At 67.6% G+C, this 25,879-nt stretch carries 24 protein-coding genes and 1 pseudogene; 12 read left to right on the top strand and 13 right to left on the bottom strand.

The genetic code is table 11. From position 1 onward, the window contains the following. Nucleotides 1-16: 16 nt before the first annotated feature. The 4 genes and pseudogenes from BWQ93_RS13700 to BWQ93_RS21470 all read left to right on the top strand — a co-directional run. Nucleotides 17-745 carry a regulatory protein RecX gene (locus BWQ93_RS13700; RefSeq protein ID WP_335693636.1) on the top strand — a complete coding sequence of 243 codons (729 nt, stop codon included), beginning with the start codon at nt 17-19 and terminating at the stop codon, nt 743-745. Between the two features lie 34 nt (nt 746-779). Next, complete coding sequence (locus BWQ93_RS13695; protein WP_083721191.1) at nt 780-1,235, top strand: DUF192 domain-containing protein; 456 nt, start codon at nt 780-782, stop codon at nt 1,233-1,235. Between the two features lie 63 nt (nt 1,236-1,298). Then, a complete protein-coding gene (locus tag BWQ93_RS13690; protein WP_077031033.1) occupies nt 1,299-1,685 on the top strand; it encodes an NADH:ubiquinone oxidoreductase subunit NDUFA12 in 387 nt (128 codons plus the stop codon). Between the two features lie 5 nt (nt 1,686-1,690). Further along, nucleotides 1,691-2,095: pseudogene (locus BWQ93_RS21470) on the top strand (DUF2155 domain-containing protein); the annotation flags it as partial. A gap of 35 nt (nt 2,096-2,130) precedes the next feature. Here BWQ93_RS21470 and aat read toward each other — a convergent pair. Both aat and BWQ93_RS13675 read right to left on the bottom strand, forming a co-directional pair. Further along, nucleotides 2,131-2,913 carry a leucyl/phenylalanyl-tRNA--protein transferase gene (aat, locus tag BWQ93_RS13680; RefSeq protein ID WP_083720889.1) on the bottom strand — a complete coding sequence of 261 codons (783 nt, stop codon included), beginning with the start codon at nt 2,911-2,913 and terminating at the stop codon, nt 2,131-2,133. Continuing rightward, the gene (locus tag BWQ93_RS13675) at nt 2,910-3,737 is read right to left on the bottom strand and encodes a class I SAM-dependent methyltransferase (RefSeq protein ID WP_077031030.1); all 828 of its coding nucleotides are present in this window, start codon (nt 3,735-3,737) and stop codon (nt 2,910-2,912) included. The genes aat and BWQ93_RS13675 overlap by 4 nt, the downstream gene beginning before the upstream one ends. An 81-nt stretch (nt 3,738-3,818) precedes the next feature. Between BWQ93_RS13675 and BWQ93_RS13670 the strand changes: the two genes are divergently transcribed. Together BWQ93_RS13670 and BWQ93_RS13665 are read left to right on the top strand one after the other, a co-directional pair. Continuing rightward, entirely contained in the window at nt 3,819-4,013 is a 195-nt protein-coding gene (locus tag BWQ93_RS13670) for a hypothetical protein (RefSeq protein WP_156878240.1), read from the top strand. Beyond that, complete coding sequence (locus tag BWQ93_RS13665) at nt 4,010-5,002, top strand: isopenicillin N synthase family dioxygenase (protein WP_077031028.1); 993 nt, start codon at nt 4,010-4,012, stop codon at nt 5,000-5,002. Before BWQ93_RS13670 ends, BWQ93_RS13665 begins: the two co-directional genes overlap by 4 nt. Here BWQ93_RS13665 and BWQ93_RS13660 read toward each other — a convergent pair. The 6 genes from BWQ93_RS13660 to BWQ93_RS13635 all read right to left on the bottom strand — a co-directional run bounded on the left by BWQ93_RS13660 (nt 4,999) and on the right by BWQ93_RS13635 (nt 11,623). Then, nucleotides 4,999-6,486: a CpaF family protein gene (locus tag BWQ93_RS13660; RefSeq protein ID WP_077032412.1), complete on the bottom strand. Its 1,488-nt coding sequence runs from the start codon at nt 6,484-6,486 to the stop codon at nt 4,999-5,001. The two genes, BWQ93_RS13665 and BWQ93_RS13660, sit on opposite strands and share 4 nt — an antisense overlap. 197 nt (nt 6,487-6,683) lie before the next feature. Beyond that, nucleotides 6,684-6,941, bottom strand: a complete 258-nt coding sequence (locus BWQ93_RS13655; RefSeq protein ID WP_058809683.1) for an ATP synthase F1 subunit epsilon — start codon at nt 6,939-6,941, stop codon at nt 6,684-6,686. Between the two features lie 45 nt (nt 6,942-6,986). Then, complete coding sequence (atpD, locus tag BWQ93_RS13650) at nt 6,987-8,528, bottom strand: F0F1 ATP synthase subunit beta (RefSeq protein WP_232314609.1); 1,542 nt, start codon at nt 8,526-8,528, stop codon at nt 6,987-6,989. 24 nt (nt 8,529-8,552) lie between these two features. Beyond that, nucleotides 8,553-9,428, bottom strand: a complete 876-nt coding sequence (locus BWQ93_RS13645) for a F0F1 ATP synthase subunit gamma (RefSeq protein WP_077031027.1) — start codon at nt 9,426-9,428, stop codon at nt 8,553-8,555. 95 nt (nt 9,429-9,523) lie between these two features. Beyond that, nucleotides 9,524-11,053: a F0F1 ATP synthase subunit alpha gene (gene atpA / locus BWQ93_RS13640; RefSeq protein WP_077031026.1), complete on the bottom strand. Its 1,530-nt coding sequence runs from the start codon at nt 11,051-11,053 to the stop codon at nt 9,524-9,526. Nucleotides 11,054-11,056: 3 nt separating this feature from the next. Next, the gene (locus BWQ93_RS13635; RefSeq protein ID WP_077031025.1) at nt 11,057-11,623 is read right to left on the bottom strand and encodes a F0F1 ATP synthase subunit delta; all 567 of its coding nucleotides are present in this window, start codon (nt 11,621-11,623) and stop codon (nt 11,057-11,059) included. 257 nt (nt 11,624-11,880) lie between these two features. Between BWQ93_RS13635 and BWQ93_RS13630 the strand changes: the two genes are divergently transcribed. Together BWQ93_RS13630 and BWQ93_RS13625 are read left to right on the top strand one after the other, a co-directional pair. After that, nucleotides 11,881-12,558 carry a dienelactone hydrolase family protein gene (locus tag BWQ93_RS13630; protein ID WP_077031024.1) on the top strand — a complete coding sequence of 226 codons (678 nt, stop codon included), beginning with the start codon at nt 11,881-11,883 and terminating at the stop codon, nt 12,556-12,558. Beyond that, nucleotides 12,555-13,376 (top strand): alpha/beta hydrolase, encoded by an 822-nt coding sequence (locus BWQ93_RS13625; RefSeq protein WP_077031023.1) that lies wholly within the window; start codon nt 12,555-12,557, stop codon nt 13,374-13,376. Before BWQ93_RS13630 ends, BWQ93_RS13625 begins: the two co-directional genes overlap by 4 nt. Here BWQ93_RS13625 and BWQ93_RS13620 read toward each other — a convergent pair. Beyond that, nucleotides 13,354-14,901 carry a S1C family serine protease gene (locus BWQ93_RS13620; protein ID WP_077031022.1) on the bottom strand — a complete coding sequence of 516 codons (1,548 nt, stop codon included), beginning with the start codon at nt 14,899-14,901 and terminating at the stop codon, nt 13,354-13,356. The two genes, BWQ93_RS13625 and BWQ93_RS13620, sit on opposite strands and share 23 nt — an antisense overlap. A 48-nt stretch (nt 14,902-14,949) precedes the next feature. Further along, a complete protein-coding gene (locus BWQ93_RS13615) occupies nt 14,950-15,771 on the bottom strand; it encodes a DUF2306 domain-containing protein (RefSeq protein WP_077031021.1) in 822 nt (273 codons plus the stop codon). 417 nt (nt 15,772-16,188) lie between these two features. Between BWQ93_RS13615 and BWQ93_RS13610 the strand changes: the two genes are divergently transcribed. Both BWQ93_RS13610 and ada read left to right on the top strand, forming a co-directional pair. Then, nucleotides 16,189-16,653, top strand: coding sequence for a DUF1203 domain-containing protein (locus BWQ93_RS13610; protein ID WP_077031020.1), 465 nt, complete (start codon nt 16,189-16,191; stop codon nt 16,651-16,653). A 2-nt stretch (nt 16,654-16,655) separates the two neighbouring features. Continuing rightward, entirely contained in the window at nt 16,656-17,690 is a 1,035-nt protein-coding gene (gene ada / locus BWQ93_RS13605) for a bifunctional DNA-binding transcriptional regulator/O6-methylguanine-DNA methyltransferase Ada (RefSeq protein ID WP_156878239.1), read from the top strand. 47 nt (nt 17,691-17,737) lie between these two features. Here ada and BWQ93_RS13600 read toward each other — a convergent pair whose 3' ends face one another. After that, nucleotides 17,738-19,336: a tetratricopeptide repeat protein gene (locus BWQ93_RS13600; RefSeq protein WP_077031018.1), complete on the bottom strand. Its 1,599-nt coding sequence runs from the start codon at nt 19,334-19,336 to the stop codon at nt 17,738-17,740. A gap of 121 nt (nt 19,337-19,457) precedes the next feature. On the opposite strand from BWQ93_RS13600, the gene BWQ93_RS13595 reads away from it, so the two are divergent. Beyond that, nucleotides 19,458-20,216, top strand: a complete 759-nt coding sequence (locus BWQ93_RS13595) for an isocitrate lyase/PEP mutase family protein (RefSeq protein WP_077031017.1) — start codon at nt 19,458-19,460, stop codon at nt 20,214-20,216. A gap of 42 nt (nt 20,217-20,258) precedes the next feature. On the opposite strand, the gene BWQ93_RS13590 is transcribed toward BWQ93_RS13595, so the two are convergent. Then, nucleotides 20,259-22,427 carry a primosomal protein N' gene (locus tag BWQ93_RS13590; RefSeq protein WP_077031016.1) on the bottom strand — a complete coding sequence of 723 codons (2,169 nt, stop codon included), beginning with the start codon at nt 22,425-22,427 and terminating at the stop codon, nt 20,259-20,261. A gap of 95 nt (nt 22,428-22,522) precedes the next feature. On the opposite strand from BWQ93_RS13590, the gene BWQ93_RS13585 reads away from it, so the two are divergent. Beyond that, nucleotides 22,523-24,841 carry a patatin-like protein gene (locus BWQ93_RS13585; protein WP_077031015.1) on the top strand — a complete coding sequence of 773 codons (2,319 nt, stop codon included), beginning with the start codon at nt 22,523-22,525 and terminating at the stop codon, nt 24,839-24,841. Nucleotides 24,842-24,847: 6 nt separating this feature from the next. Here BWQ93_RS13585 and BWQ93_RS13580 read toward each other — a convergent pair whose 3' ends face one another. Further along, the gene (locus BWQ93_RS13580) at nt 24,848-25,810 is read right to left on the bottom strand and encodes an MBL fold metallo-hydrolase (RefSeq protein WP_077031014.1); all 963 of its coding nucleotides are present in this window, start codon (nt 25,808-25,810) and stop codon (nt 24,848-24,850) included. Nucleotides 25,811-25,879: the final 69 nt, after the last annotated feature.

Raw genomic sequence — 25,879 nt, 5'->3', positions numbered from 1 at the left:
GCTCCGGCATCCCGCGATGCGGGGCGCGCGGCAACAAGCATGTCATCTTTCTGGGCCATACGTGCTGCGCGATCCCTTATCGTTGGAACAAATCGCCTATTTTCAGGCATTGGTGCCCGATATGGCGGCGCTGGTCGTTCTCAATCGGGCCCGACTGTGGCATAAACATGGCATGGTCAACTCCCGCGCGCGATCCGACCGGGCCAGAAAACCCCTGGACGCAGCGCGGCTCGGCGAGCTGGCGCTGGCCTATGTGGCGCGATTCGCCACCAGCCGTGCCAAATTGATGCGCTATCTGTCGAGAAAGATACGCGAATCCGAATGGAGCGACGACGCCGATCCGGTCGCGGTGTGTGAGGCGCTGGTTGCGAAGGTCGAGCGGCTGGGCTTCGTCGACGACCGGCAATATGCCGCGATGCGCGGCGCCGCGATGACCCGGCGTGGGCTGGGGGTACGGCGCGTGAAGGCCCAGCTTTTCGTTGACGGCATCGCGCCCGATGATGCGGGCGAAGCGGTCGAGAGCGCTGAGAGCGCGGCACTGTCTTCGGCGCTGGGCTTTGCGCGGCGGCGTCGTTTCGGGCCCTTTGCTACTATGGCGGTCGACGACCCGGCGAAGCGCGAGCGGCAGGTCGCGGCCTTTGCGCGCGCGGGCCATTCGCTCGGCCTCGCGCGGCGCATCCTCGCGATTCGCCCCGGCGACGACGAGGCGCTGGCGGCGCTGGACGAAGAAGCGGCGCGCGATTAGGGCTGGGACGTCCCAACCGGCGAAAGGAATGCCGATGCGTGCGCTTTTTCCCGCCCTAGCGCTGATCATGGCCGCGCCGCTCGCCGGCTGTTCCGGCGGCGAGGCGGCGGCCGAAAGTTCGTCGACCGCGGTGACGGTGAAGATGGCCGACAAGGCGCATGTCTTCAACGTCGAGGTCGCGCGGACGCCCGAAGAACAGGAAAAGGGGCTGATGTTCCGCACCAGCCTGCCCGAAGACGGCGGCATGCTCTTTCCGTTCGAGAAGCCTAAATTCGCCAGTTTCTGGATGAAGAACACCCTGATCCCGCTCGACATGATCTTCGTCCGCAGCGACGGCAGCATCGACCGCATCGCCGAAAACACCATTCCCGAGAATCTGGAACCCGTGGTCAGCGGCGGCGAGGTGAGCGCGGTGCTCGAGCTCGCGGGCGGCACCGCGGCGCGGCTCGGCATCGACGAAAGCGCGACGGTGACCTGGAAAGACAAATGATCGGGCGCGGCGAGGCGGTTTGGCGCTTGCGCGACCGCTCCGCTTGCCTGTAAACGCGCGGCCATGGGCATTTTAGGCAAGATTTTCACCTGGTGGGACGGCGCGACCGTCGGCACGCTGCTGAACAGCTGGGCGAGCGGCGAGAAGGTCGGCGAGGACAGCCTCGGCAACACCTATCACCGCGCGAAAAAGGGCAATCGCCGCTGGGTGATCTACAACGGACCCAATGACGCGAGCCGCGTGCCGCCCGAATGGCACGGCTGGCTGCACGGCACCTTCGACGAGCTTCCCGCCGACGTCCTGCCCGCGCCGCGCGCGTGGGAGAAGGATCCGACCGCGAACCTGACCGGCAGCACGGGCGCCTATCGCCCCGCGGGCGCGCTCGAACGCGGCGGCCGCCGCGCCGCCGCGACCGGCGATTACGAGGCGTGGCGCCCCGGCGCCGAGTGAACCGCATGCGCGTGCGCCCGATCCCGACCGCGCTGGTCGCGCTGCTCGCCGCGACGGCGCTCGCCGGCTGCGACCGCAGCGCGCCCAAGGGCAAGGGCAGCGCGACCGTCCAGACGATCGCCAAGTCCGAGCGCGTGCCTGCCGAAGTGGGCGGCATCGAGGGCGCCACCCCGATGGCCGAGCGTGTCGCGGTGGTCGGCCTGCTCAACAAGCGCAACGGCCTCGTCCGCGATCTCGAGATGAAGCCCGGCGACAGCGCGCGCGTCGGCCGCGCGATCGTTCGCCTGCGCGCCTGCGAGACGACCGCGCCGTGGGAAGATCCGCCCGAGACCGGCGCCTTCGTCCAGCTGACGGTGCAGGACCAGCGCGACGACCAGTGGTACCGCGTCTTTTCGGGCTGGATCTTTCGCGAGCGCCCCGAGCGCAACGTGATCCAGCACCCGATCTACGACGTGTTCGTCAAAAGCTGCGCGATGACATATCCGGGCGGCGAACCCGTCGCGCGCGCGGTGCCCAAGTCCGAGTCAGGTGCCGCTACGCCCAAGGCGTCCAGCGCCCCCCAGTCGCCCGCCGCGAACGGTGGCGAAGGCACTCCGCCAGCAGCGCCCGCCGCGGCGCCGGCGCCCGCGCCGACCGTGCCGGCCCCCGCCAACACCGAATAAAGTCGCGCCAGATAATCGGCCTGGCTGATCTCGATCGCGCCGAGCGATTCGAGATGCGGGGTGATGAACTGGCAGTCGAGCAATTGCCAGCCGCCCGCGATCAGCCGCGCGACGAGATGCGCGAGCGCGACCTTCGACGCGTCGCGCGCCCGGCTGACCATCGATTCGCCGAAAAAGGCGCGGCCCAGCGTCACGCCATAGAGGCCGCCGACCAGCGCGCCCTGCTGCCAGCATTCGACGCTATGCGCGTGGCCGAGGCGGAAGAGCCGCTCGTAGCTTGCCTTGATCACCGGGTTGATCCACGTCGTCGGGCGGTCGGCGGCGGGCTCGGCGCACAGCGCCATCATGTCGGCGAAGGCGCGGTCGGTGGTGACGTGGAAATGCTCGCCGACGATGGTCCTTTTCAGCCGGCGCGACAGGCGGAAGCCGTCCAAGGGCAGGATCGCGCGCAGCCGCGGCTCGACCCAATGGACCGACGGGTCGTCCGCCGCGTCGGCCATCGGGAACAGCCCCTGCGCATAGGCGCTGAGCAGCAGCGCGGGGTCTATGGTCTCAAACGGCTTCAGCTCGCGGGCTTCACGAATTTGAGCGTCATGCGGTCCGATTCGCCGATCGCGACATATTTGTCGCGGTCCTTCTCGCCCTCGGTCAGCACCGGCGGCAGCGTCCAGACACCCTTCTCATAATCCTTGGTGTCTTTCGGATTGGCGTTGATCTCGCTCTTTGCGGCGAGCTTGAAGCCCGCGGCCTCGGCAAAGGCGATGATCGAGCTTTCCTTCATATAGCCCGACTTTTCCTCCTTCGCCGCATCGTCGCTCTCGTTCAGCCGGTGGTCGACGACGCCGAGCACGCCGCCGGGTTTGAGCATTGCGAAGATCTGCCTGAAGGCATTGGCGGTGTTGTCGGTGCCGTCGAAGCGCCAGTTGTGGACGTTACGAAAGGTCAGCACGACATCGGCGCTGCCGTCGGGAACCTTGGGATTCGCGCCCGTCTGCGGGAATTCGGCGAGCTTGGCCGCGCCATAGGTCGCGGCATCGGCGGTCTGCTTGGCCTTGAAGCGGTTGAGTCCCTTCTCCCACGGCGCCGCGACATAGAGCATGCCGCCGCCGCTCTTGGCCAAAGGCGCGAGGATTTCGGTGTACCAGCCGCCGCCGGGCCACAGCTCGACCACGGTGTCGCCGGGCTTCACCCCGAAAAAGGCGAGCGTTTCGGCGGGGTGGCGATATTGGTCGCGCGCGACATTCGCCGGGGTGCGCGTCGGCGCGGCGACCGCGGCCGCGATCGCGTCGCCGGGCTTGGCGGCTTCGCTGGCGGTGGCGTTCGATGTGGGCGCGCTGCACGCGGCAACGGCGATCAGCGCTGCACTTGCAACGGCATGGAAATGACGCATATCGGGCACCTCTCTTGGGGAACGGGCCGGTCGGTGCCGGCCCGGTTGGGGGACGGCCATAGTGCGAAGGGAAGGGCGTAGATGCAAGTGTCCATGCTGTCGGTGAGCATCGGCGCCGCGATATTGTGCGCCGTCTCCGAATGGGCGAACTGGCGCCGCAACAATCGGCGCGACGTCGACAAGGTCGGCTTCATGCCCTGGCGCGGGATCGCGCTGGCGTCGGCGTGCGTGACGATCTTCGCGCTCGCCTTCTGGGTGCATCAGGGGCGCGCATGACCACGCTGCCCGTCATCGATATCGCGCCGCTGCGGGCGATGGACGATGTCGCCGCGGTCCGGCGCACCACCGAAGCGATCGGCGCGGCGAGCGCCGAGTTCGGATTTTTCTATGCCGAGGGTCACGGCATCGCCGACGGCCTGTCCGAGCGGCTCGAGGCGGCGAGCCACGCCTTCTTCGCGCTGCCCGAAGCCGAGAAGGCGGCGATCGCGATGGCCTATGGCGGCACCGCCTGGCGCGGCTGGTTTCCGCTGGGCGGCGAACTGACCTCGGGGCGGCCCGACCGCAAGGAGGGGCTGTATCTGGGCGAGGAGCTGGGACCGGGCGATGCGCGCGTCGCAGCGGGCTGGCCGCTGCACGGGGCCAATCTGTGGCCCGCGGCGCTTCCCGAACTGCGTGGTGCGGTCGAGGATTATCTGGCGGCGGCGGTCGCGGCGGCCGGGGCGCTGATGCGCGGGATGGCGCTCGCGCTGGGCCTCGCCGCCGATCATTTCGCGACGGGGATTACGCGGCGTCCGACCCTGCTGTTCCGTATCTTCCATTATCCGCCGGGCGGCGCGGCCGACGACTTGGGCGTCGGCGAGCATAGCGATTACGGCCTGCTCACCCTGCTCGGGCAGGACAGGCACGGCGGGCTCGAGGTGCGCGCGGCCGACGGCAGCTGGATCGCGGTGCCGCCGCGCGGGCGCAGCCTGGTGATCAATATCGGCGACATGTTCGAGCGGCTGACGCGCGGGCGCTTCCGTTCGGCGCCGCACCGCGTGATCAACGAATCGGGGCAGGAGCGGCTGTCGTGGCCCTTGTTCTACGATCCCGATTTTGCGGCGTCGGTCGATCCGTTGCCGATTCCGGCGACGGCGCGGCTGCTGCCGCGCTGGGACGGCCTCGACGTCCATGATGCGGGCGGCACTTACGGCGACTATCTGATCGCCAAGGTGGGCAAGGTGTTTCCCGAACTCGCCGGGAAACAGCTCCGCTATCTGCCTTAGAGGCAGGCCTCGAGATAGGGCTGGTCGAAGCCGAACTGGCGCGCCTTTTCCAGCGTGTAGGGGCGCAGGCCCATTGAGCGATATTCGCCCATGATCTTTCCGTCCTTGTCCTCGTCCATATATTCGAATTTGAACAATTCCTGGGTGACGATGACGTCGCCTTCCATGCCGATCACCTCGGTGACGTTGGTGACGCGGCGCGAGCCGTCGCGCAGGCGCTTGATCTGGATGACCAGGTCGACCGAGTCGGCGATCTGCTTCGAAATCGCTTCCTTCGGAATCTTCACGTCGCCCATCAGCACCATATTTTCCATACGGCCGAGGCATTCGCGCGGGCTGTTGCTGTGCAGCGTGCACATCGACCCGTCGTGACCGGTGTTCATCGCGGCGAGCAGGTCGAAACATTCGGCGCCGCGAACCTCGCCCATGATGATGCGGTCGGGGCGCATACGCAGCGCGTTCTTGACGAGGTCGCCCATGTGGATCGCGCCATTGCCCTCGAGGTTCGCGGGGCGCGTTTCGAGCGGCAGCCAGTGCGGCTGCTGCAGCCGGAGTTCGGCGGCGTCCTCGATCGTCAGCACGCGTTCGCCGGGGTCGATCATTTTCGACAGCGCGTTGAGCATCGTCGTCTTGCCCGAGCCGGTACCGCCCGAGATGACGATGTTGAAGCGGCTGGCGCCCGCGATCTTCAGCGCGGTGCACATCTTCTGGCTCATCGCGCCCCACTGGCACAGCATGTCGAGCGTGATCGGCTTGGCCGAGAATTTACGGATCGAGATCGCGGTCCCGCGCAGGCTCAGCGGCGGGACGATCACGTTGACGCGGCTGCCGTCCTTGAGGCGGGCGTCGGCGAGCGGTGTGGTCTGGTCGACGCGGCGGCCGACCTGGTTGCAGATGCGCTGCGCGATCTGGAACAGATGCTGTTCGTCGCGGAACTGGATCGGCGCGATGACCAGCTGACCCTTGCGTTCGATATAGGTCTGGTACGGCCCGTTGACCATGATGTCGGAAATGTCGGGATCGGCGAGCAGCTCTTCGAGCGGTCCGAAACCCAGCAGCTCGTCGACCAGCACTTTTTCGAGCGCGAACTGCTCGCGGCGGTTGAGCGTGATGCGCAGCTCGGCGAGCACTTCGAGGATGATCGGGCGGAATTCTTCGGTCAGCTCGTCCTTGCTGAGCGTCGCCGCCGCCTCGGGGTCGACGCGTTCGAGCAGGCGCGGCAACACCTGTTCCTTGATCTTGTGGACGCTGGCTTCGAAGCCCTGCGCCTTTTCGGGCTCCATCGCCTCGGCCGTCGAGCGCTGGTTGAGCCGCTCCATCGCCTCCATTTCGGGGACGGGCGCCGTTACGCCCGGATCGGCCATCGGCGCCATGTCCAGCGCCGGAAACTGGCCGCCGCCACTACCCGCGCCGCCCTGCATCGGCTTCGCCACGCCAAAGGCGGGGCGTCCTGCGGTACCGGGGCGGCGTCCGAATGCGCTCATGATGCTGTCCTGCTTCCGAATCATATCCATGGATGTGTCGCCGCCAAGGCGGACGAACCCCCAATCGACAGGGTGAATAGCGCGGAAACTTTGACATTGTCCTAATGACCGGGTGGCGCGGGCCCGGGCGGCAGACGCAAAAACGCCCGCATCGAGGGGATGCGGGCGTTTTTCTGCCGGATCGGGCGGTTAAGGCATCAGCCGGCGATATGCTCGGCGAGGACGGTCAGGCCCGCTTCGTTGACCTCGGCGAAGCCGCCTTCGACCTCGATCGTCTCGGGCTCGGCGCCCTGCTTGGCATAGATGGTCAGCGGGCCGTTTCGCAGCGTCGCCATGAAGGGCGCATGGCCCTCGAGCACCGAGAAGTCGCCCTCGCTGCCCGGTACGGTGACCATATAGACGTCCGCGGTCCGCTCGAGGCGGGCGGGGGTGACGAGTTCGAATTTCAGAGCCATTTCACTTCCTTGGAGCCCCTCCCGCGGGGGAGGTGCACAGGTTCATTACGCGTCTTCGGCGAGCTTCGCGGCCTTGGCGATCGCTTCGTCGATGCCGCCGACCATGTAGAAGGCCGCTTCGGGCAGATGGTCATACTCGCCGTCGACGACGGCCTTGAACGACTTCACCGTGTCCTCGATCGCGACGAACTTGCCGGGGATGCCGGTGAAGACTTCGGCGACGTGGAAGGGCTGCGACAGGAAGCGCTGGATCTTGCGCGCGCGGGCGACGACCAGCTTATCTTCTTCCGACAACTCGTCCATGCCCAGGATCGCGATGATGTCCTGCAGCGACTTGTACTTCTGTAGCGTTTCCTGGACGCGGCGGGCGGTCTCGTAATGCTCCTGGCCGACGGTCGCGGCGGTCAGCACGCGCGAGGTCGAGTCGAGCGGATCGACTGCCGGGTAGATGCCCAGCTCCGAAATCGCGCGGTTCAGCGTCGTCGTCGCGTCCAAGTGCGCGAACGAGGTTGCGGGAGCAGGGTCGGTCAAGTCGTCCGCGGGGACGTAAATCGCCTGCACCGAGGTGATCGAGCCCTTGGTGGTCGAGGTGATGCGTTCCTGCAGCGCGCCCATGTCGGTCGACAGCGTCGGCTGGTAACCCACCGCCGACGGAATACGGCCGAGCAGCGCCGACACTTCCGAACCCGCCTGGGTGAAGCGGAAGATGTTGTCGACGAAGAAGAGCACGTCCTGGCCCTCCTGGTCGCGGAAATATTCGGCCATGGTCAGGCCCGAGAGCGCGACGCGGGCGCGGGCGCCCGGGGGTTCGTTCATCTGGCCGAACACCAGCGCCACCTTCGACCCCTCGGGGGTCGGGTTGCCGTCGGCGTCCTTGGCGATGACGCCGGCGTCGAGGAATTCGTGATAGAGGTCGTTGCCTTCGCGGGTGCGTTCACCGACGCCCGCGAACACCGACACGCCGCCGTGACCCTTGGCGATGTTGTTGATCAGTTCCTGGATGAGCACGGTCTTGCCGACGCCCGCGCCGCCGAACAGGCCGATCTTGCCGCCCTTGGCATAGGGCGCGATCAGGTCGATGACCTTGATGCCGGTGACCAGGATCGCGGCTTCGGTCGACTGGTCGACGAATTCGGGAGCCTTGGCGTGGATCGGGGCCGACAGGTCGCTGTTGACCGGGCCGCGCTCGTCGATCGGCTCGCCGATGACGTTGAGGATGCGGCCGAGCGTCTGCGGGCCGACGGGCACGGTGATCTGCGCGCCGGTGTCGCGCACCGGCTGGCCGCGGGTCAAGCCGTCGGTCGCGTCCATCGCGATGGTGCGGACGGTGTTTTCGCCAAGGTGCTGCGCAACTTCGAGGACGAGGCGATTGCCGTTGTTCTCGGTTTCCAGCGCGTTCAGAATCGCGGGCAGGGTGCCGGTGAACTGGACGTCGACGACGGCGCCGATGACCTGCGCGATGCGGCCCGTGGCGGTGCCGGCGGTCGCGGCGGCCTTCGGAGCGGCGGCCTTCTTCGGCGCAGCAGCTTTGGGCGCGGCGGCCTTCTTGGCGGGAGCCTTCTTCTCGGGGGCGGGAGCGGTTGCCATTACATTCTTCCTTGCTGGGATAGCTTACAGCGCTTCGGCGCCGGCGATAATCTCGATAAGTTCGGTGGTGATCGCCGCCTGGCGCGTACGGTTGTACACGATGGTCAGCTTGTTGATCAGGTCGCCCGCGTTGCGCGTCGCATTGTCCATCGCGGTCATCGACGCGCCCTGTTCGGACGCGGCGTTTTCAAGGAGGCCCTTGAAGATCTGGATGGTGACGTTGCGCGGGAGCAGGTCGGCGAGGATCGCTTCCTCGTCGGGCTCGTACTCGACCGCGGCGCCGCTCGAGGCGGGGACGTCGGCGGGCGGCGGAACCGGGATCATCTGCTGGCCGGTCGCGATCTGGAGCAGCGCCGAGCGGAACTTCGAATAGAAGAGATGCGCGACGTCGAACGCGCCGGCTTCGTACAGCTCCATGACCTTTGCCGAGATGTCGCTCGCCTGGTCGAAGCCGATGTCGCGGATGCCGGTCGTCTCATACTGCTCGATGATCTGGCCGGGAAAGAGCCGGCTGATCACCGGGCGGCCCTTACGGCCGATCAGGAAGAAGACGACCTTTTTGCCCTGCGCCTGCAGCTCCAGCGCCTTGTCGCGCGCGGCCTTGACGATGTTCGAATTGAACGCGCCGGCCAGGCCGCGGTCGCTGTTGAGCACCACGAGCAGGTGCGTGTCGCTCTTCCCGGTGCCCGACAGCAGCTTCGGCGCCGAATCCGACGCGCCGACCTTCGACGCGAGGCTGGCGACGACGCGCTCGAGACGCTCGGCATAGGGGCGCGCGGCCTCGGCGGCCGCCTGCGCCTTGCGCAGCTTGGCGGCGGCGACCATCTTCTTGGCCTTGGTGATCTTCTGGGTCGATTTGACCGAGACGATCCGCCCTTTGAGTTCCTTCAGACTGGCCATAAGTCCCGTCTTTTACCTTTTTGTCGTCATCCCGGCGAAGGCCGGGATCTCACCTTCGAGACCCCGGCCTTCGCCGGGGTGACGAGGTGGGTGGGTTACGCGAAAATCTTGCCGAACGCGTCGAGCGCCGCGACCAGGCCCTTCTTGGCGTCGTCGCCCAGATCCTTGGTCTCGCGGATCGTCTTGAGCACATCGGCATGGTCGCTGCGCAGATAGGCGATCATCGCCGCTTCGTAGCGCGACACGTCGGTCGTCGCGACATTGTCGAGATAGCCGTTGGTGCCGGCGAAGATCGACGCGGTCTGCTCTTCGAACGGCATCGGCTGGAACTGCGGCTGCTTGAGCAGCTGCGTCAGGCGCGCGCCGCGGTTGAGCAGCTTCTGCGTCGAGGCGTCGAGGTCCGAACCGAACTGCGCGAAGGCTTCCATTTCGCGGTACTGCGCGAGCTCGAGCTTGATCGAGCCCGACACCTTCTTCATCGCCTTGGTCTGCGCGGCCGAGCCGACGCGCGACACCGACAGGCCGACGTTGATCGCGGGACGGATACCGGCGTTGAACAGGTTGGTTTCGAGGAAGATCTGGCCGTCGGTGATCGAAATCACGTTGGTCGGGATGTACGCCGACACGTCGCCCGCCTGCGTTTCGATGATCGGCAGCGCGGTGAGCGAGCCCGAGCCATTGTCGCTGTTCATCTTCGCGGCGCGCTCGAGCAAACGCGAGTGCAGATAGAAAACGTCGCCCGGATAGGCTTCGCGGCCCGGCGGGCGGCGGAGCAGCAGCGACATCTGGCGATAGGCGACGGCCTGCTTCGAGAGATCGTCATAGACGATCACGGCGTGCATGCCGTTGTCGCGGAAGAATTCGCCCATCGTCACGCCGGTGTAGGGCGCGAGATACTGCAGCGGCGCGGGCTCCGACGCGGTCGCGGCGACGACGATCGAATATTCCATCGCGCCATTTTCTTCGAGCTGGCGTACGATCTGCGCGACGGTCGAGCGCTTCTGGCCGACCGCGACGTAGATGCAGTACAGCTTCTTCGATTCGTCGGTGCCGGCGTTCGCCTGCTTCTGGTTGATGAAGGTGTCGATCGCGACGGCGGTCTTGCCGGTCTGGCGATCGCCGATGATCAGTTCGCGCTGGCCGCGGCCGACGGGGACGAGCGCGTCGAGCGCCTTGAGGCCCGTCTGGACGGGTTCGTGAACCGAGGTGCGCGGGATGATGCCGGGGGCCTTCACTTCGACGCGCATGCGCTTGTCGGCCAGAATCGGCCCCTTGCCGTCGATCGGGTTGCCGAGGCCGTCGACCACGCGGCCGAGCAGGCCCTTGCCGACGGGGACGTCGACGATGGTGCCGGTGCGCTTGACGACGTCGCCTTCCTTGATCTCCGAGTCCGACCCGAAGATCACGATGCCGACATTGTCGGCTTCGAGGTTGAGCGCCATGCCCTTCACGCCATTGGCGAATTCGACCATCTCGCCGGCCTGGACATTGTCGAGGCCGTGGACGCGGGCGATGCCGTCGCCGACCGAGAGCACCGAACCGATTTCGCTGACCGTGGCTTCGGTCCCGAAATTGGCGATCTGGTCCTTGATGACCTTGCTGATTTCAGCGGCGCGGATTTCCATTATTCAGCCTTTCATCGCAGTCGCGAAGCTATTGAGACGGGTACGGATGCTCCCGTCGATCAGCTGGCTGCCCAGCTGGACGACGAGGCCGCCGAGGATGGCGGGATCGACGGTGGTGGCAACCGCGACATCGCGGCCGACACGGGTTTTGAGGTTCGCCGTCAGCGCTTTCAGCTGTTCGGCGGTCAGCGGGTGCGCGCTGGTGACCTTGGCGGTCACTTCGCCGCGGTGATCGGCGACGATCGCGCCATAGGCGTCGATCATCCTGGGCAGATCGGCCAGGCGGCGGTTGTCGGCGAGCACGCCGAGGAACTTGGTCGTCAGCGAATCGAGCTTCATCGCCTTGGCGACCGCCTCGATCGCGTTCGCGGCGTCGGTGCGGCCGACGACGGGGCTCGCGATCAGCGCCGACAGGTCGGCCGATTCGGCGAGGCCTGCGCTGAGGTCGGCGAGGCTCCCCGCGACCGCGTCGATCGCATTCGATTCGCGGGCCAGATCGAACAAAGCGACCGCATAGCGGCCCGCGAGGCCCGCCGTGATGTTGCCCTGAATGCCGCCGGAATTCTCCACGCGCGAAAGTCCTTTTCTACGATCCCTTGGGGGATGGCTGCGCGGATTTCATGGCGTCCGAAAACACCCCCGCTGCACAGTCGCGGCGCGCGTAGCAACGATTGTGCTGCAATGCAAGGCGAGGGTGGGGTGAATCCCACTGCCCTCCAAAACCCGTTCGCCCTGAGCTTGTCGAAGGGCCGTTCTTTCTTCAAAGATCGAGAGACAGAAGGACGGAACTTCGACAAGCTCAGTCCAAACGGATGAGGGGTACGCATATGGGCGAGATGATCCGGATGACGATGGACGACGGCGCCGAGATCGCGGTCTATCATGCCGAGCCCGAAGGCGAACGCCGCGGCGGGCTCGTGCTGATCCAGGAAATCTTCGGGGTCACCGACCATATCCGCGACCTGTGCGACGAATATGCCGCCGACGGTTATGAGGTGCTCGCCCCCGCGATCTTCGACCGCGAGCATCCGGGGTTCGAGAGCGACTATTCGGGGCCGCAGTTCGAACGCGCGGTCCAGCTGGCGCGCGAACTCCATCCCTTCGAGCAAAGCCTGAAGGATGCGCAAACCTGCATCGACGCGCTCAAGGGCCGCGGCCACGTCTTCATCACCGGCTATTGTTATGGCGGATCGGTCGCGTGGCGGATGGCGCAGATCAGCCCCGACCTCGCCGCGGCATCCTCTTATTACGGCAGCCTCGTCCCCACGCAGTTCGCCGACCAGGCGCCCGCTTGCGCGACCATCGCCCATTTCGGCCGCTTCGACGCGGGCATCCCAATGGAAGGGGTCGAGGCGCTGATCGCGAAGGACCATCCGACCGCGCAGATCTTCGTCTATGACGCCAACCACGGCTTCAACAGCGACCGTCGCAAGGATTATCACGAGCCGTCGAGCGAGCTGGCGCGCGAACGCACGCTGATGCTGTTCAAGGCGTGCGGGGGGTGAAAATCGCGGCGAATGGGCTGCTGTTCCTGCTGGTCTTCGCGCTCGCGGCGACCGCGATCCTCTATACGCAGCAGCGCCGCCTGCTCTTTCCGGCCCCCGGCCAATATCCAGCCGAACCGCCGCCGGGTTTCGCACTCGTCCATACGGCGACCGACGACGGGCTGCGTCTGTCGGCCTTCTACCGGCCCGCGGCGCCGGGCAAAAAGACCCTGCTCTTCTTTCACGGCAATGGCGACAATATGCTCGGCGCGATCGAAGCGACCCGCGGACCCGCGGGAGCTGGCCATGGCCTGCTGCTCGCCGAATATCGCGGCTATGGCGGCAATCCGGGATCGCCGGGCGAGGCGGGCTTCTATCGCGACGGCGAAGCCGCGATGCGCTGGCTGGCCGACGCGGGGGTGGCGCCGCACGATATCGTCGTCGTTGGCAACTCGATCGGCTCGGGGCCCGCGACCGAGATGGCGCGGCGCCATAAGGTCGCCGCGCTGATCCTCGTCTCGGGCTTCTCCGACCTGCCCGCGGTGGTGCAGAGCCAGGTGCCGCTCATCCCGCGCTGGCTGGTGCGCGACCGCTTCGACAATGCGGCGAAGCTCGGCCGGGTCGCGGCGCCGGTCTTCCTGCTCCACGGCGACGCCGACACGCTGGTCAAGCCCGACAATCTCGACAGGCTCAAGGCGGCGCGGCCCGATGCGACCGTCGCCTTGGTCGCGGGTACGGGGCACGAGCTCGCTTACACCGCACCGGCGCAGGCGGTATTGACGCGCTGGGTCGAGAGCTTGGCTCGCCCGTCTGGCCTCAAGGCGCCGCCGCAGGGGTGACCGCGGCGCCCTTCGCCAGCTTCTGGCAAGAATAGACCAGCCGCTCGTTGGGGCTGGGCGGCAGCACCGCGCGGATCGCGTCCTGCTGTGTCGCAAGGGCGGCGAGTTGGTCGGGCGCGACGCTGCAGCCCTTGACCTCGACGCCGGCGCGCACCTCGCGCGCCTTCGCCATCGTCTCGGCGTCAAGCAGATAGCGGTCGACGCGGTAGTCGGTCCCCGCGCCGTCGATCGACGCGATCGTCACCGTCGCTTCCTCATTGGGGACCAGGATGCGCTGCCAGCGGCCGTCGGACCCTTGCGCATATTGGGTGCGGCCGTTGATGCAGCCGTCCTTGCCGATCGCGACCGGCACATCGGGGGTTTCGGACACGGTGATGCGGCTGCGCTCGGGGCGGATCGTGCAGAGCAGATTGCCCTCGGCCAGCGCGGGGGGCAGGTCGGCGCCGCCGGTTCCGGCCTTGGTCTCGGCGGGCAGATCGCCATGGCCACTGGGCCGGGTGACGAACAGGATCGCGGCGACCAGCATCAGCGCCGCGCCCGCGCCGCCCGCGATCTTGGCGTTCTTCAGATTCTTCTGATTATAGAACATCAGCCCCGCCCCCGCGGCGAGCGCACCGATCACGAAGAGCACCCCCGCCAGCGCCATGCGATTCTCGCGCGCGGCCTGCGCCGCCTCGTCGGCGCGCGTTTCGCGCAGTTCGCGGTCGAGCGCGGCGGCGGCGTCCTTGTCGGCGTTCGCCGCGGCCTTGGCGCGCGCGTCGGCGTCGAGCGCGGCGCGGTCGCGCGCGTCGGCCTCGGCCAGCGTCAGGCACGGCGTGCCGATGCTGCCGAAGCTCTGCCCCGCATCGGTCAGGAAGCGCGTCAGCTCGCGATTGGCGATCGCGAAGGAAAAGGGCGAATCGCCGTCGTCGGCGCGCGTCATCGCATTGTTGATGCCGACGATGCGCCCGCACTGGTCGACCAGCGGCCCGCCCGAATTGCCGCGCGCGATCTGCGCGGTGTGGACCAGCATCGCGACGCCGTCGACGCCCTGCGTGTTCGAGAGGTTCCCCTCGCTGCGCACCGGGGTCCGCGGGGTGATATAGTCGGCGGCGCCGCGCGCGGTCGCGGCATCGACATTGCCCGGATAGCCCAGCGCGACGACGTCGGCGCCCGATTCGAACGGCCCCGAATAGATCGCGGCGGCGGGCACGCGCCCCTCGGTGATCTCGAGCAGCGCCAAGTCGCGCTTGGTGTCGATCGCGATCAGCTTGGCGGCATAACTCTTCTGCCCCTCCGACGGCACGACGCCCAGCGCGACATTGTCGGGATAGCGCGCCGCCGATTCGACGACATGCGCGTTGGTGACGATGCGCGTCGGCGAGATGGCGATGCCGCTGCCATGGCCGAAGCCGACGACCTCGCCGTCGACCATCGCGACGGTGACGACGCGCACGACGCTGCGCGACGCGGCGCTGATATCGTCGGCGCGCGCGGGCATGGTGAGGGCGAAGAAGGCGAGCAGCAGCGCGAGGAGGCGGGTCATGGCGGCGAACCTAGCCGCTGGCGACGCGAAGACAAGCGGGAGTCTGCCCTAAATATAGGGGCTCCACATCATCATCCACGCCCCCGCGCTGCCCGCGAGGATGATGAGGCCCGACAGGCCGAGCAGCGCCGCGGTGCTCCTTCTGGCGAGCGGCGTGCCATGCGCCCCGGCGCGCAGATAGAGCTCGGCGACCGCGAGCGGCAGCAGCGAATTGGCGAAGGCAAGGAACAGGTCGAAGGGGCCGTCCATCGCCTTGCCGATCCCCGCGCCGCCGGTCGCGAGCCCCCACACCATATAACCGACGCGCATGAACCATACCGCGCTCGCGACAACGAACAGCCGGATCGCCCAGCGGCGATGCTCGGCGAAGCGGCGCGCGCGGGCGGCGCGCCACGCGAGGGCGGCGAAGGTCAGGATCAGCAGCGCATCGAGCGTGATGCCGACCGCGCCGGTCAGGTTGAGCCAGGTGCCCCGTCCCCAGGTGAGCCACAGCCCGCCAAGCGCGAGCGCCAGCGCGCTTATAAGATAGAGTCGCCCGTTCCAGCGGTGCACCGCCGGCCAGCGGCCGCGGATCGCTGGGATCAGCTGGACGAGGCCGCCCAGCGTGATCACCGCCGCCATCAGCACATGCACGGCGAAGAAGAGATTGCCTGCGGTGTCGCCGGGAACGAAGCCCTTGATCAGCGGCTTGGCGTTCCACGCCGCAAAATCGCCCGACAGCGACGAGGGATAATAGAAGAGCAGGATGAAGGCGGTGAACAGCAATTGCCCCGCCGCGATGGCGAGGTAGCAGAAGGTCGCCGCGCGTCCGAGCCAGTCGGCACCGCGCGCGGGTCTGGTGGTCGCGAAAGATGCGTCGATGGTCGCCATGCTGCCGACTCCCCTGGTTAGGTGGGGAGGGTGGCGGATCGATATTGGTGTGTCAATGTTATAATACAGTGATACGGTTGTGGGGCGTGAAAGGCGGCTTTCGGGCGTTAGTTGCCGTTCGCAGGGTTATGCTCTCTCCCCTTGAGGGGAGAGATACGCAGGCTTGGCAGCCTGCTGCCTAGCCGGAGTTGAGAGGGGTTTCCGACCGCCAGAGGCGTCCAAGCACCCCTCTCCAAGCTTCGCTAGCTCCTGACGGAGCAAGCTGCGCTATCCTCTCCCCTCAAGGGGAGAGGGCTTTACGGCAGCTTCCCACCCCAAATCACCCATCCGCCACTCCCCAAACTTTGAACGCAAGCATCGGGACGCAGGCTTCGCCCCACGCGGCCATAAGGGCTCCAACGCAATGAAAGGACCCTTATGACCTACCGGATCACCGGGCTCGATCCCGACCCCTTCGCCCCCTATTTCGCGATGGACGAAGCCGGCCTCGCGGCGCATGGCGCGCGCCGCGTCACCGCCACCGCCGACCGCGGCTTCCCGTGCCGCATCAGTCTGGAAGATGCGCGGCAGGGCGAGGAACTCATCCTGCTCCACCATGTCAGCCACGACGTCGATACCCCGTTTCGCAGCGCTTACGCGATCTATGTGCGCGAAGGGGTCCACCCGCTGACCTGCGACGACAGCCTGCCGCCGGCCTTTGCCGGACGGATGATGGCGTTTCGCGGCTTCGACGGCGCGGGCATGCTCGCGGCAGCGCGTCTCGTGCCGGGCGAGGACGGCGACGGCGCGATCCGCGACCTGTTCGCCGACCCGGCGGTTGCCTATATCCATGCGCAATATGCGACGAACGGCTGCTTCGCCGCGCGGATCGAGAGGAATTGACCATGGCGTTCGAGACCATGACCGACGACGAGCGCTGGGAAGCGGTGCAGGCGCGCGACAAGGCGCAGGACGGCCGCTTCGTCACCGGAGTACTCACCACCGGCATCTATTGCCGCCCAAGCTGCGCCGCGCGCCATCCGTTGCGGTCGAACGTCCGCTTCTTTCCCGACGGCGCCGCGGCGCGCGCGACGGGGCTGCGCCCGTGCAAGCGCTGCCTGCCCGACGATGTCGCGCGCGACGAAAGCGCGGTGATCAAGGCGATCGCCGCGATCAAGGCGAGCGAAGAGCCGCTCGCGCTCGCCGATCTCGCCGCGCGCACGGGCTATTCGCCGACGCATTTCCAGCGCGTCTTCACCCGCCACACCGGGCTGTCGCCCGCCGCTTATGCCCGCGCCTTGCGCGAGGAGCGCGCACGGGCTGCGCTGAGCGGCGGCCGCCGGGTGACCGACGCCATTTACGATGCGGGCTTTTCGGGGCCGTCGCGCTTTTATGAGAATATGGAGGGACGCATGGGCATGACGGCTTCGGCATGGGTGAGCGGCGGCAAGGGTGCGACGATCCACTGGGCGGTGGTGCCGACCAGCCTCGGCGACATGCTCGTAGCGGCGACCGCCAAGGGCGTGTGCCGCCTGAGCTTCGCCGAGGGGCGCGAGGCGCTCGAGGAGCGCTTTCCCGCGGCCGAGCTGGTCGAGGGCGGCGAGGATTTCGAAGCGCTGCTGAAAGAAGTCGTCGCCGCAGTCGAGGCACCGGTTCATGGCTTCGACCATATCCCGATCGACGTGAAGGGCACCGCCTTCCAGGAAGCGGTGTGGCGCGAACTCAGGAAAATTCCCGCGGGCGAGACGCGCAGCTACACCGACATCGCCGCGGCGGTCGGCAAGCCCACGGCGGTGCGCGCCGCGGGCAGCGCCAATGGCGCCAATAACGTGGCGGTGCTGATTCCGTGCCACCGTGTGGTGCGCAGCGACGGGTCATTGGGCGGCTATGCCTATGGCCTGCCGATCAAGGAAGAATTGCTGAAGCGCGAGGGATGCTGACCGCAGCCGTCGCCGGACTCCCGACGGAGCCCGGCGCGGTTAGGCGGTCAGTCGCCCGCCTCCTTTTTGGCTTCGGCGAAGATCGCCGCCATCGTTGTGCGCGCTTCCTGGATCTTTCCGGCGTCGATCTCTTCGACGATGGTAGCGATCTTGTTCGCCTCCTCCTGCTTGTGCGCGGAGAATGCTAGCGGAGCGAGCACCGAGCGCGCGGCCTTGCCGCGGTTTTCGTCGAGCAATTGCCGCGCCAGGATCAACCGGTAATTCGGGTCGTGCGAGGAATGATCGAAAACCGCCTCCAGCGTCAGCAGCGCCGATTCGGGGATCGGTTCGCGCGCCTCGTAATAGCTCATGTAGAGACCCATCGCCGCGCGCGGATCCTTCGGGTCGAGCCGGACGGCATCCGCGAACCAGGTGCGCGCCTTGGCATAGAGCGCGGGCTCCTTTTGCGCCTGGGCGCGCGCGGAAATCAGCGATCCCATCAGGACATGCGCCTTCTGCGAATCCGGATCGATCGCCAGCGCGCGCTTGAGCACCGCTTCGCCCTTGTCGAATTCGCGCGCGTCGGAATAGGCTTCGGCGACGGCCAATTGCACGGCGAGATTGTCGGGATAGACGGTTTCCTTGCCGCCGATGCTGTGGACCACGCGGCGCGCGCCGCTTCGATCGACCCCGCGTTCGCTGCGGATTTGCCCCTCGATCACCGCCTCCTCGCCGGGCGTCAGGCGGCGCATTTTGACGACCGGCTCGACATAATCGGCCGGGATCACCTCATAGCCGGGGAAGGGGCCGTTTCTGTATTTCTGCAGCTCCTTCTGCAATATGTCGAGATCGCCGAAAACGCGCGTCGCCGCAGCCAAACTGTCTTCGCCGGTGTTGAGCGCCTTCAGATAGTCGCGAAGCTGGCCCTGCCGTTCCTTCCTGAAATTCAGATAGTGCGCGAGCAGCCAGCCGAAGGAATAGGACTGATATCTTTCCTGAACGCTCAGCTTCTTGCTGTGATCGAACAATTTGGTCAGCTTGACGTCGCCGAACCGCGCCAAGTCGGGGCCGCGATGCTGCGGCACGTCGCCGACCTTGAAGGCGCCGCCGTCGAGCAACTGGATCGTTCCATAAAGTTCGGCGAACCCCTCGACATACCAGTGCGGATAGGTGGTGTTGAAACGCTGCAGCATGAAATGATGCACATATTCGTGAAACAATGTGCCTTCGGGCGTCAGTGCGGTGCGCTGGATCAGCTGCCGCCGGTCGAGGTTGCGGTCGAACCGCATGCTGTCGTCGGCCTCGGTCGGCGCGAAGGCGACCGAGGCGCCGGCACGCCCGACATAAAAGCCGTTGATCCCCGCCCGGCCGCCGCCGTTGGTCGCCAGCTCGCCGATCTCGAAAGGGTCACCGAACCGGTAGACGCGCACCTTGTTCGTCGGGCCGACGTCGGGGCCGGGAATGGGAAGCCGCTGCAGGAAGCGCAGCGCATTGTCGAAGCGTTCGAGCCGCGACGCAAAGCGCTCGGCATCGGCCTTGTCGCTTTCGGCGATGATGATGAAATGATTTGTCTCGGCTTCCCACCATTCGGCGTGGGCGGCGCTGCTCGAGGCAAGGAGCGCAGCGACAAGGCCGCCGCGCAACGCGGTTCTCAGATATGCGATCATTTGTTTTCCCCGGTAAATTTTCGCTGGGCGACTATATCAACCGAAACAAATGCATCAACTGGCTGACAACGGCCGATTCATCGACCGCCCCAGCCGGGGTACCCCAGGAGGAGACAAGACCATGACCGACAAGATCGCCGCCTTTCGCGCGCTGCACGTCCCCGGCGACCCGCTGATTCTCGTCAACATCTGGGATGCCGGGAGCGCCAAGGCGGTCGCCGCGGCAGGCGCCAGGGCGATCGCGACCGGCAGCTATGGCGTCGCGGGGGCGCAGGGGCGGAATGACGGCGAGGATTTCCCGCTCGAGGATGTGTTCGAAAATCTGGCGCGCATCCTGGCGGTCACCGACCTGCCGGTCACGATCGACATGGAATCGGGCTATGGCGCCGATCCGGCCGCAGTCGCGGTGTCGATCGGCCGGGCCCGCGAAGCCGGCGCGGCGGGGATCAACATGGAGGACCGGCTGCCGGGTGAGAGCGCGCTGCTGCCGGTCGCAGAGGCGGTCGCGCGTTACCGGACCGCCGCCGACACCGGCATCTTCGTCAACGCGCGCTGCGACACCTTCCGCGGCGCTGATATCGCGAAGGACGGCGACGCGCTCGTCGCGGACACGCTCGAACGCGCGCGTGCCTATGCCGATGCGGGGGCGGGGTCGCTGTTCGTGCCTTTTCTGCTCGACCCCAAATGCATCGGCGCGATCTGCGAGGGCTCGCCGCTGCCGGTGAACATCCTGCGCGGCAAGGGCGGCCCGACGCACCAGGAACTCGCCGAACTCGGCGTCGCGCGGATCAGCCACGGGCACCAGCCTTGGGCCGCCGCGATGGCGTGGCTGCAGCAGCAGGCGGCGCAGGTTCTGGGCGGCGCCGAACCCGACTATTGAGCGTCATTTGGCGGTCGAAGGCGGCCGACTGGGCTCGCGCGATCAGACGAAGCTATAGGGGTCGATGTCGATCGCGAGGCGGGCCTTGCTCGGCCAGTCGATCCGCCCGACCCATTCGCGGATCGTGCCCTGCAGGTCGAAACTGCGCGGCGCGTGGAGCAAGAGCCGGAAGCGATGGCGGCCGCGCAACATCGCGAGCGGGGCTGGCGCAGGGCCGTATACGGCGAGGCCCTCGGCGACGGGCGCCTTGTCGCCGAGCCTCTTGGCGACGCCGCGCGCGACCTCGATATCTTCGGACGAGATGACCAGCGCGGCGAAGCGGCCATAGGGCGGGGCGCCGGCGAACTTCCGCGCCGCGGCCTCGGCGGCGTAAAAACCGTCGCGGTCGTTCGCGACCAGCGCCGCCATGACTGGAGCGTCGGGAACACGCGTCTGGATCAGCACCTCCCCGGGCTTGACCCCGCGCCCCGCGCGCCCCGCGACCTGCGCGATCTGCTGGAAGGTGCGCTCCGAGGCACGGAGGTCGCCGCCGTCGAGGCCGAGGTCGGCATCGACCACGCCGACGAGCGTGAGGTTCGGGAAATGATAGCCCTTGGTGACGAGCTGCGTCCCGATGATGATGTCGACCAGCCCGCCCTCGACATTGTCGACGAACTCCGCCGCTTTCGCGGGCGACCAGAGCGTGTCCGAGGTGACGATCGCGACGCGCGCCTCGGGAAAACGCAGCGCCACCTCGTCGGCGACGCGCTCGACCCCGGGGCCGCAGGCGACCAGGCTGTCCTCGTCCTCGCATTCGGGGCACAGCCGCGGCGGCGGCATGACGTGCCCGCAATGGTGGCAGGCGAGGCGGTGGACCAGCCGGTGCTCGACCATCCATGCGGTGCAATTGGGGCACTGGATGCGATGGCCGCAGGTGCGACAGAGCGTCAGCGGCGCAAAACCGCGGCGGTTGAGGAACAGCAGGCTCTGCTCGCCCTTGGCGAGGCGGTCGGCGAGTGCATCGACCAGCGGCGGCGCGAGCCAGGTGCCGCGGTCGGGCGGGTCGTGACGCATGTCGATCGCCGCGAGATCGGGCAGGGTCGCGCCGCCGAAGCGCGCGGGCAGCTTGATATGGCGATAGCGCCCCGCCTCGACCATCGCGAGGCTTTCGAGCGCTGGGGTCGCACTTGCGAGCACTACCGGCAGCCCCTCGAAATGTCCGCGCATCACCGCGACGTCGCGCGCATGATAATGGACGCCGTCTTCCTGCTTGAAGCTGGTCTCATGCGCCTCGTCGACGACGATCAGGCCGAGATTGGCATAGGGCAGGAACAAGGCCGAGCGCGCGCCGACGACGATCTTTGCTTCCCCATTGGCGATAGCATGCCAGGCGCGGCGCCGCTCGGTCGCGCGGAGGCCCGAATGCCAGGGCACCGGCTCGCATCCGAAGCGCGCCGCAAAGCGCGTCAGCATCGGCTCGGTGAGCGCGATCTCGGGGAGCAGCACGAGCGTCTGCCGCCCCGCGTCGACCGCGGCGGCGATCGCCTCCATATAGACTTCGGTCTTGCCCGACCCAGTGACGCCGTCGAGCAGCAGCGTCTCGAATTTCGCCGCCGTGACGGCGTCGCGGAGCTCCGCCGCCGCCGCGGTCTGCTCATCGGAAAGCTCGGGCGGCGCGAAGGCCGGGTCGGGTTCGGGATAAGGCGCGTCGGCGGACACGCTCACCGCCTCGAGTGCGCCCGTCTGGACCAGCCCGCGGATCACCGCGTCGCTGACCTCGGCGAGCGCCGCGAGTTCGCGCACCATGCCCTGCCGCTCGCCGATCTTTTCGAGCGCGACGATGCGCTGGGGTGTCATGCGTGCGGGCAGCTCGCCGGTGGCGCGATATTCGACGATCGGGCGCCGCGCGTCGGAAAAGGCGGCGCCGGGCAGCACCATTCGCAGCACCGCGCCGGGCGGGGCAAGATAATAATCGCTCGTCCATTCGACGAGGCGGCGGAGCGGCGCGGGGACCGGCGGCACCGGCACGACCTCGTAAAGGTTGCGCAGGCGATTGTCGCCGACCGCTTCGGGCGCGCCGAAGGCGCTGTCCTCCCACACCACGCCGCCCATCTTGCGCGGCCCCAAGGGCGCGACGACGACGCTGCCGAGCGGCGCCTCGCTGCCATAGGGCACGCGATAGTCGAGCGGGCCGAGGGCGGCGGTCAGGAGGAGGACGCGGGCGCGGGTCATGGGACTGCGCAGGATATAGGGCGGCGGGGTAAATAGGAAAGCGCTTGCGGGCAAGGACGTCGCCACGCCCGGCAAAGCGCGCTATCACCCCATCCATGCGGGAAAAGGAACTGCGCTTCGCCCTGATTTGCTACGGCGGCATCAGCCTGGCGGTCTATATGCACGGCGTCACCAAGGAGATCTGGCGCCTCGCCGCCGCGTCGCGCGCCTTCCACGACGGCGGCGGGCAGCATGGATCGGGCGCGGTCTATCGCGACTTGCTCATCGCGATCGCCGAGCGCGGCGGCACGCGGCTGCGCGTCTTGCCCGACATCGTCGCGGGGGCGAGCGCGGGCGGGATCAACGGCGTCTTCCTCGCGCGCGCACTCGCGACGGGGCAGTCGCTCGACCCGTTGACCGAGCTGTGGCTGAAGGACGCCGACGTCGACAGCCTGCTCGACCCCGATGCGCGCCCCTTGTCGGCGGCGACCAAATTCTGGGCGGTGCCGATCGCCGGCTGGATGATGAAGAAGCGCGGCAACGTCATCGACCGCACCGTCGGCGAGGGCGCGCAGGACGAGGTACGCGCGAAGCTGTCGCGCTTCGTGCGCGCGCGCTGGTTCGAACCGCCCTTCGGCGGCGCGACCTTCTCTCACCTGCTGCTCGATGCCTTCGACGCGATGGAGGCGGGGCCGCAGGGGCCGCCGCTGGTCCCCGCGGGCCAGCCGGTCGACCTGTTCGTATCGGTCACCGACTTTGCCGGGCACCGCGTGACGCTGTCGCTCAACAGCCCGCCGCGGGTGACCGAGGACGAGCACCGCCTCGTCCTCCATTTCCGCGCCGACGGCCGCTCGGCCAAGCCGCTCGACGATGTCCCAAGCCTTGCCGCGGCGGCGCGCGCCACGGCGAGCTTTCCGGGCGCCTTCCCGCCCTTCACGCTGCGCGAGCTCGACGCCGTGCTCGAAAAGCGTGGGGTCGCCTGGCCTGGGCGCGATGCCTTCATCCGCACGCAGCTTCCAGCGGGCGGCGAGGGCGATCCCGCCGACCGCGTGCTGATCGACGGTTCGGTGCTCGCCAACGCGCCCTTCCGCCCGGCGATCTCGGCGCTCAAGCAGCGCCCGGCGCGGCGCGAGATCGACCGCCGCTTCATCTATATCGACCCCAAGCCCGATTACCGCGCGATCAGCATCGGCAAGTCGGGCGAGGTCGCCGAGAGTGAGGCGGCGCGCCTCCCCGGCTTCCTGCCGACGATCCTCGGCGCGATGTCCGAAATCCCGCGCGAACAGCCGATCCGCGACAATGTCGAGGCGATCGAGGGCATGTCGCGGCGCATCCGCCGCATGCAGCATATCGTCGACGCGATGAAGGTCGAGGTCGAAGAGCAGGTGGCGGCACTGTTCGGCAACACCTTCTTCCTCGACACGCCGACCACCGCCCGCCTCGCCAAATGGCGCGCCAGGGCGCAGGAGCAGGCCGCCGAACGCGCCGGTTTCGCCTTCTCGCCTTATGGCCATCTCAAGCTGTCGGCGATGGTCGAGGAACTCGTCGGCATCGTCGATCGGCTCGCGCCGCCCGAGGGCGACATCCACCGCACCATCCGCCGCCAGCAATTCTGGGACGAAGTGCGCGCGCGCGGGCTCGACCGTATCTCGGGCAAGCGCGGCGCGGGGGCGAGCGGCGACGCGGCTACCTTCTTCCGCACCCACGACCTTGGCTTTCGCGTCCGCCGCCTGCGCTTTCTCGCGCGCGAACTCGACCGCGTGGTCGAGGCCAAGCGCGATGCCCGCGACCCTGCCTGCGACGCGATGCGCGACACCATCTACGCCGCGCTCGGCCTCTATCTCGAGCGCGAGGGCGACCGCTGGTTCGCCGATCTCGACGTGCCGGCCGACGCCGATGCCGGGCAATGGATCGAGGCGATCGGTGCGCGGCGCGACCTGATCGGCGCCGATGCCGCGGCCGACGCGCTGATCGCCGAGGGACTGGGCGCCTTGCCCAAGGACGACCGGCGCGCGCTGCTGCTCGCCTATCTCGGCTATCCCTTTTACGATATCGCGACGCTGCCGCTGCTGCAGGGCGAGGGGTTCGACGAGTTCGACCCGATCAAGATCGACCGCATCTCACCCTCCGACGCGACCGCGATCCGCACCGGCGGCGCAGCGGCGATGCTCAAGGGGATCGAGTTCAACGCTTTCGGCGCCTTCTTCAGCCGCGCCTACCGCGAAAACGACTATCTCTGGGGCCGCCTCCACGGCGCCGACCGGCTGATCGACATCGTCGCGTCGAGCGTCACCGCCGAGGGCGCGCTGGCGGGCGAGGAACTGGCCGCGATCAAGCGCCGCGCCTTCCATGCGATATTGGACGAGGAGGAAGGGCGGCTGCCCAAGATCGCGGCGCTGATCGCCGAGCTTCGGGGCGAGATCGGTCCGGCTTGACCGGGGTCAGTGCGAATGCGGCCCGTCGCCATGGTCGTGCTCGCCCATCACGTCGAGCGACCGGTCCGGCCGGTGCCCGCGCGGGTGACCCTTCTCGCTGTTGAAGATCGACGCGACGAAGCCGTCGGTCGGCATGAAGCCGCCCTTGATCTCATATTTCGCCGCGAGGTTCATCGCGGTGACCTCGTCCTGCGTCTTGCCCGCGGCCTTGGCGCTTTCGACCGCGGCGATCACGTCGGCGAGCATCGCGCGATAGGCGGCGAGGTCGGCCTTGGTCGCGAGCGGGCCGTGGCCGGGGACGATCACGCTCTTCTCGTCGGCGAGCGCGAGCACTTTGTCGGCGGCGGCGAGCACGCCATAGGCCGACCCGCCGCTGTCGAGATCGATGAAAGGCAGGCTGACCTTGTGGAAGAAGAGGTCGCCCATGTGAAAGACATTCGCCTTTTGCCAGTGCAGGATCGAATCGCCGTCGGTGTGCGCGTGCGGCGCGTGCATGACCTTGATCGTGTCGCCGTTGAGGTGAAGCGTGATTCCGTCATGATAGGTGAGGACGGGGAGCGCCTGCTTCGGGCTCGGTGGCACGGGCTTGCCACGCACGACCTGGTCGCTGGCCATGCGTTCGCGGACATGGTCGTGCGCCATGATCATCGCGCCCGCCTTGCCGAAATTCTCGTTCCCGCCGCTATGGTCGCCGTGCCAGTGGGTGTTGATCAGCCATTTGGCGGGCGGCGCGCCGAGCGCCTTGATCGCCGCCTCGATCTTGGGGGTGAGCGGGGCATATTGGTCGTCGACCAGTATCGTCCCGTCGGCGCCGTGGCTGACCGCGATGTTGCCGCCGGCGCCGAAGAGCACCGCTAGGCCGGGGGCGACGCTTTCGGTCTTGATCTCGACCTTCGACCAGTCGGTCTGCGCGAGCGCGGGCAGCGGGGCGGCGAGCAGGGCCGAGGCGAACAGGGCGGCGCGGATCATGAAAGGCCTTTCGCGGAGGATCGCGCGAAGGTTACCGGAGGCGCCGCGGGATGCAATGTCCTTCTCCCC

The sequence above is a fragment of the Sphingopyxis sp. QXT-31 genome, from assembly GCF_001984035.1.
Lineage (GTDB): Bacteria > Pseudomonadota > Alphaproteobacteria > Sphingomonadales > Sphingomonadaceae > Sphingopyxis.
Note: the sequence above shows the minus strand (reverse complement) of the source record. Positions and strands in the feature narration are given on the sequence as shown.

Coding starts and splice junctions, on each gene's coding strand:
- BWQ93_RS13580 (WP_077031014.1), bottom strand. CDS start 25,810: ATGATCCGCGCCGCCCTGTTCGCCTCGGCCCTGCTCGCCGCCCCGCTG.
- BWQ93_RS13700 (WP_335693636.1), top strand. CDS start 17: ATGCGGGGCGCGCGGCAACAAGCATGTCATCTTTCTGGGCCATACGTG.
- BWQ93_RS13595 (WP_077031017.1), top strand. CDS start 19,458: ATGACCGACAAGATCGCCGCCTTTCGCGCGCTGCACGTCCCCGGCGAC.
- BWQ93_RS13620 (WP_077031022.1), bottom strand. CDS start 14,901: ATGACCCGCCTCCTCGCGCTGCTGCTCGCCTTCTTCGCCCTCACCATG.
- BWQ93_RS13615 (WP_077031021.1), bottom strand. CDS start 15,771: ATGGCGACCATCGACGCATCTTTCGCGACCACCAGACCCGCGCGCGGT.
- atpA (WP_077031026.1), bottom strand. CDS start 11,053: ATGGAAATCCGCGCCGCTGAAATCAGCAAGGTCATCAAGGACCAGATC.
- atpD (WP_232314609.1), bottom strand. CDS start 8,528: ATGGCAACCGCTCCCGCCCCCGAGAAGAAGGCTCCCGCCAAGAAGGCC.
- BWQ93_RS13665 (WP_077031028.1), top strand. CDS start 4,010: ATGACCACGCTGCCCGTCATCGATATCGCGCCGCTGCGGGCGATGGAC.
- ada (WP_156878239.1), top strand. CDS start 16,656: ATGGCGTTCGAGACCATGACCGACGACGAGCGCTGGGAAGCGGTGCAG.
- BWQ93_RS13695 (WP_083721191.1), top strand. CDS start 780: ATGCGTGCGCTTTTTCCCGCCCTAGCGCTGATCATGGCCGCGCCGCTC.
- BWQ93_RS13645 (WP_077031027.1), bottom strand. CDS start 9,428: ATGGCCAGTCTGAAGGAACTCAAAGGGCGGATCGTCTCGGTCAAATCG.
- BWQ93_RS13590 (WP_077031016.1), bottom strand. CDS start 22,427: ATGACCCGCGCCCGCGTCCTCCTCCTGACCGCCGCCCTCGGCCCGCTC.
- BWQ93_RS13600 (WP_077031018.1), bottom strand. CDS start 19,336: ATGATCGCATATCTGAGAACCGCGTTGCGCGGCGGCCTTGTCGCTGCG.
- BWQ93_RS13670 (WP_156878240.1), top strand. CDS start 3,819: ATGCAAGTGTCCATGCTGTCGGTGAGCATCGGCGCCGCGATATTGTGC.
- BWQ93_RS13660 (WP_077032412.1), bottom strand. CDS start 6,486: ATGAGCGCATTCGGACGCCGCCCCGGTACCGCAGGACGCCCCGCCTTT.
- BWQ93_RS13690 (WP_077031033.1), top strand. CDS start 1,299: ATGGGCATTTTAGGCAAGATTTTCACCTGGTGGGACGGCGCGACCGTC.
- BWQ93_RS13630 (WP_077031024.1), top strand. CDS start 11,881: ATGGGCGAGATGATCCGGATGACGATGGACGACGGCGCCGAGATCGCG.
- BWQ93_RS13675 (WP_077031030.1), bottom strand. CDS start 3,737: ATGCGTCATTTCCATGCCGTTGCAAGTGCAGCGCTGATCGCCGTTGCC.
- BWQ93_RS13585 (WP_077031015.1), top strand. CDS start 22,523: ATGCGGGAAAAGGAACTGCGCTTCGCCCTGATTTGCTACGGCGGCATC.
- BWQ93_RS13610 (WP_077031020.1), top strand. CDS start 16,189: ATGACCTACCGGATCACCGGGCTCGATCCCGACCCCTTCGCCCCCTAT.
- BWQ93_RS13655 (WP_058809683.1), bottom strand. CDS start 6,941: ATGGCTCTGAAATTCGAACTCGTCACCCCCGCCCGCCTCGAGCGGACC.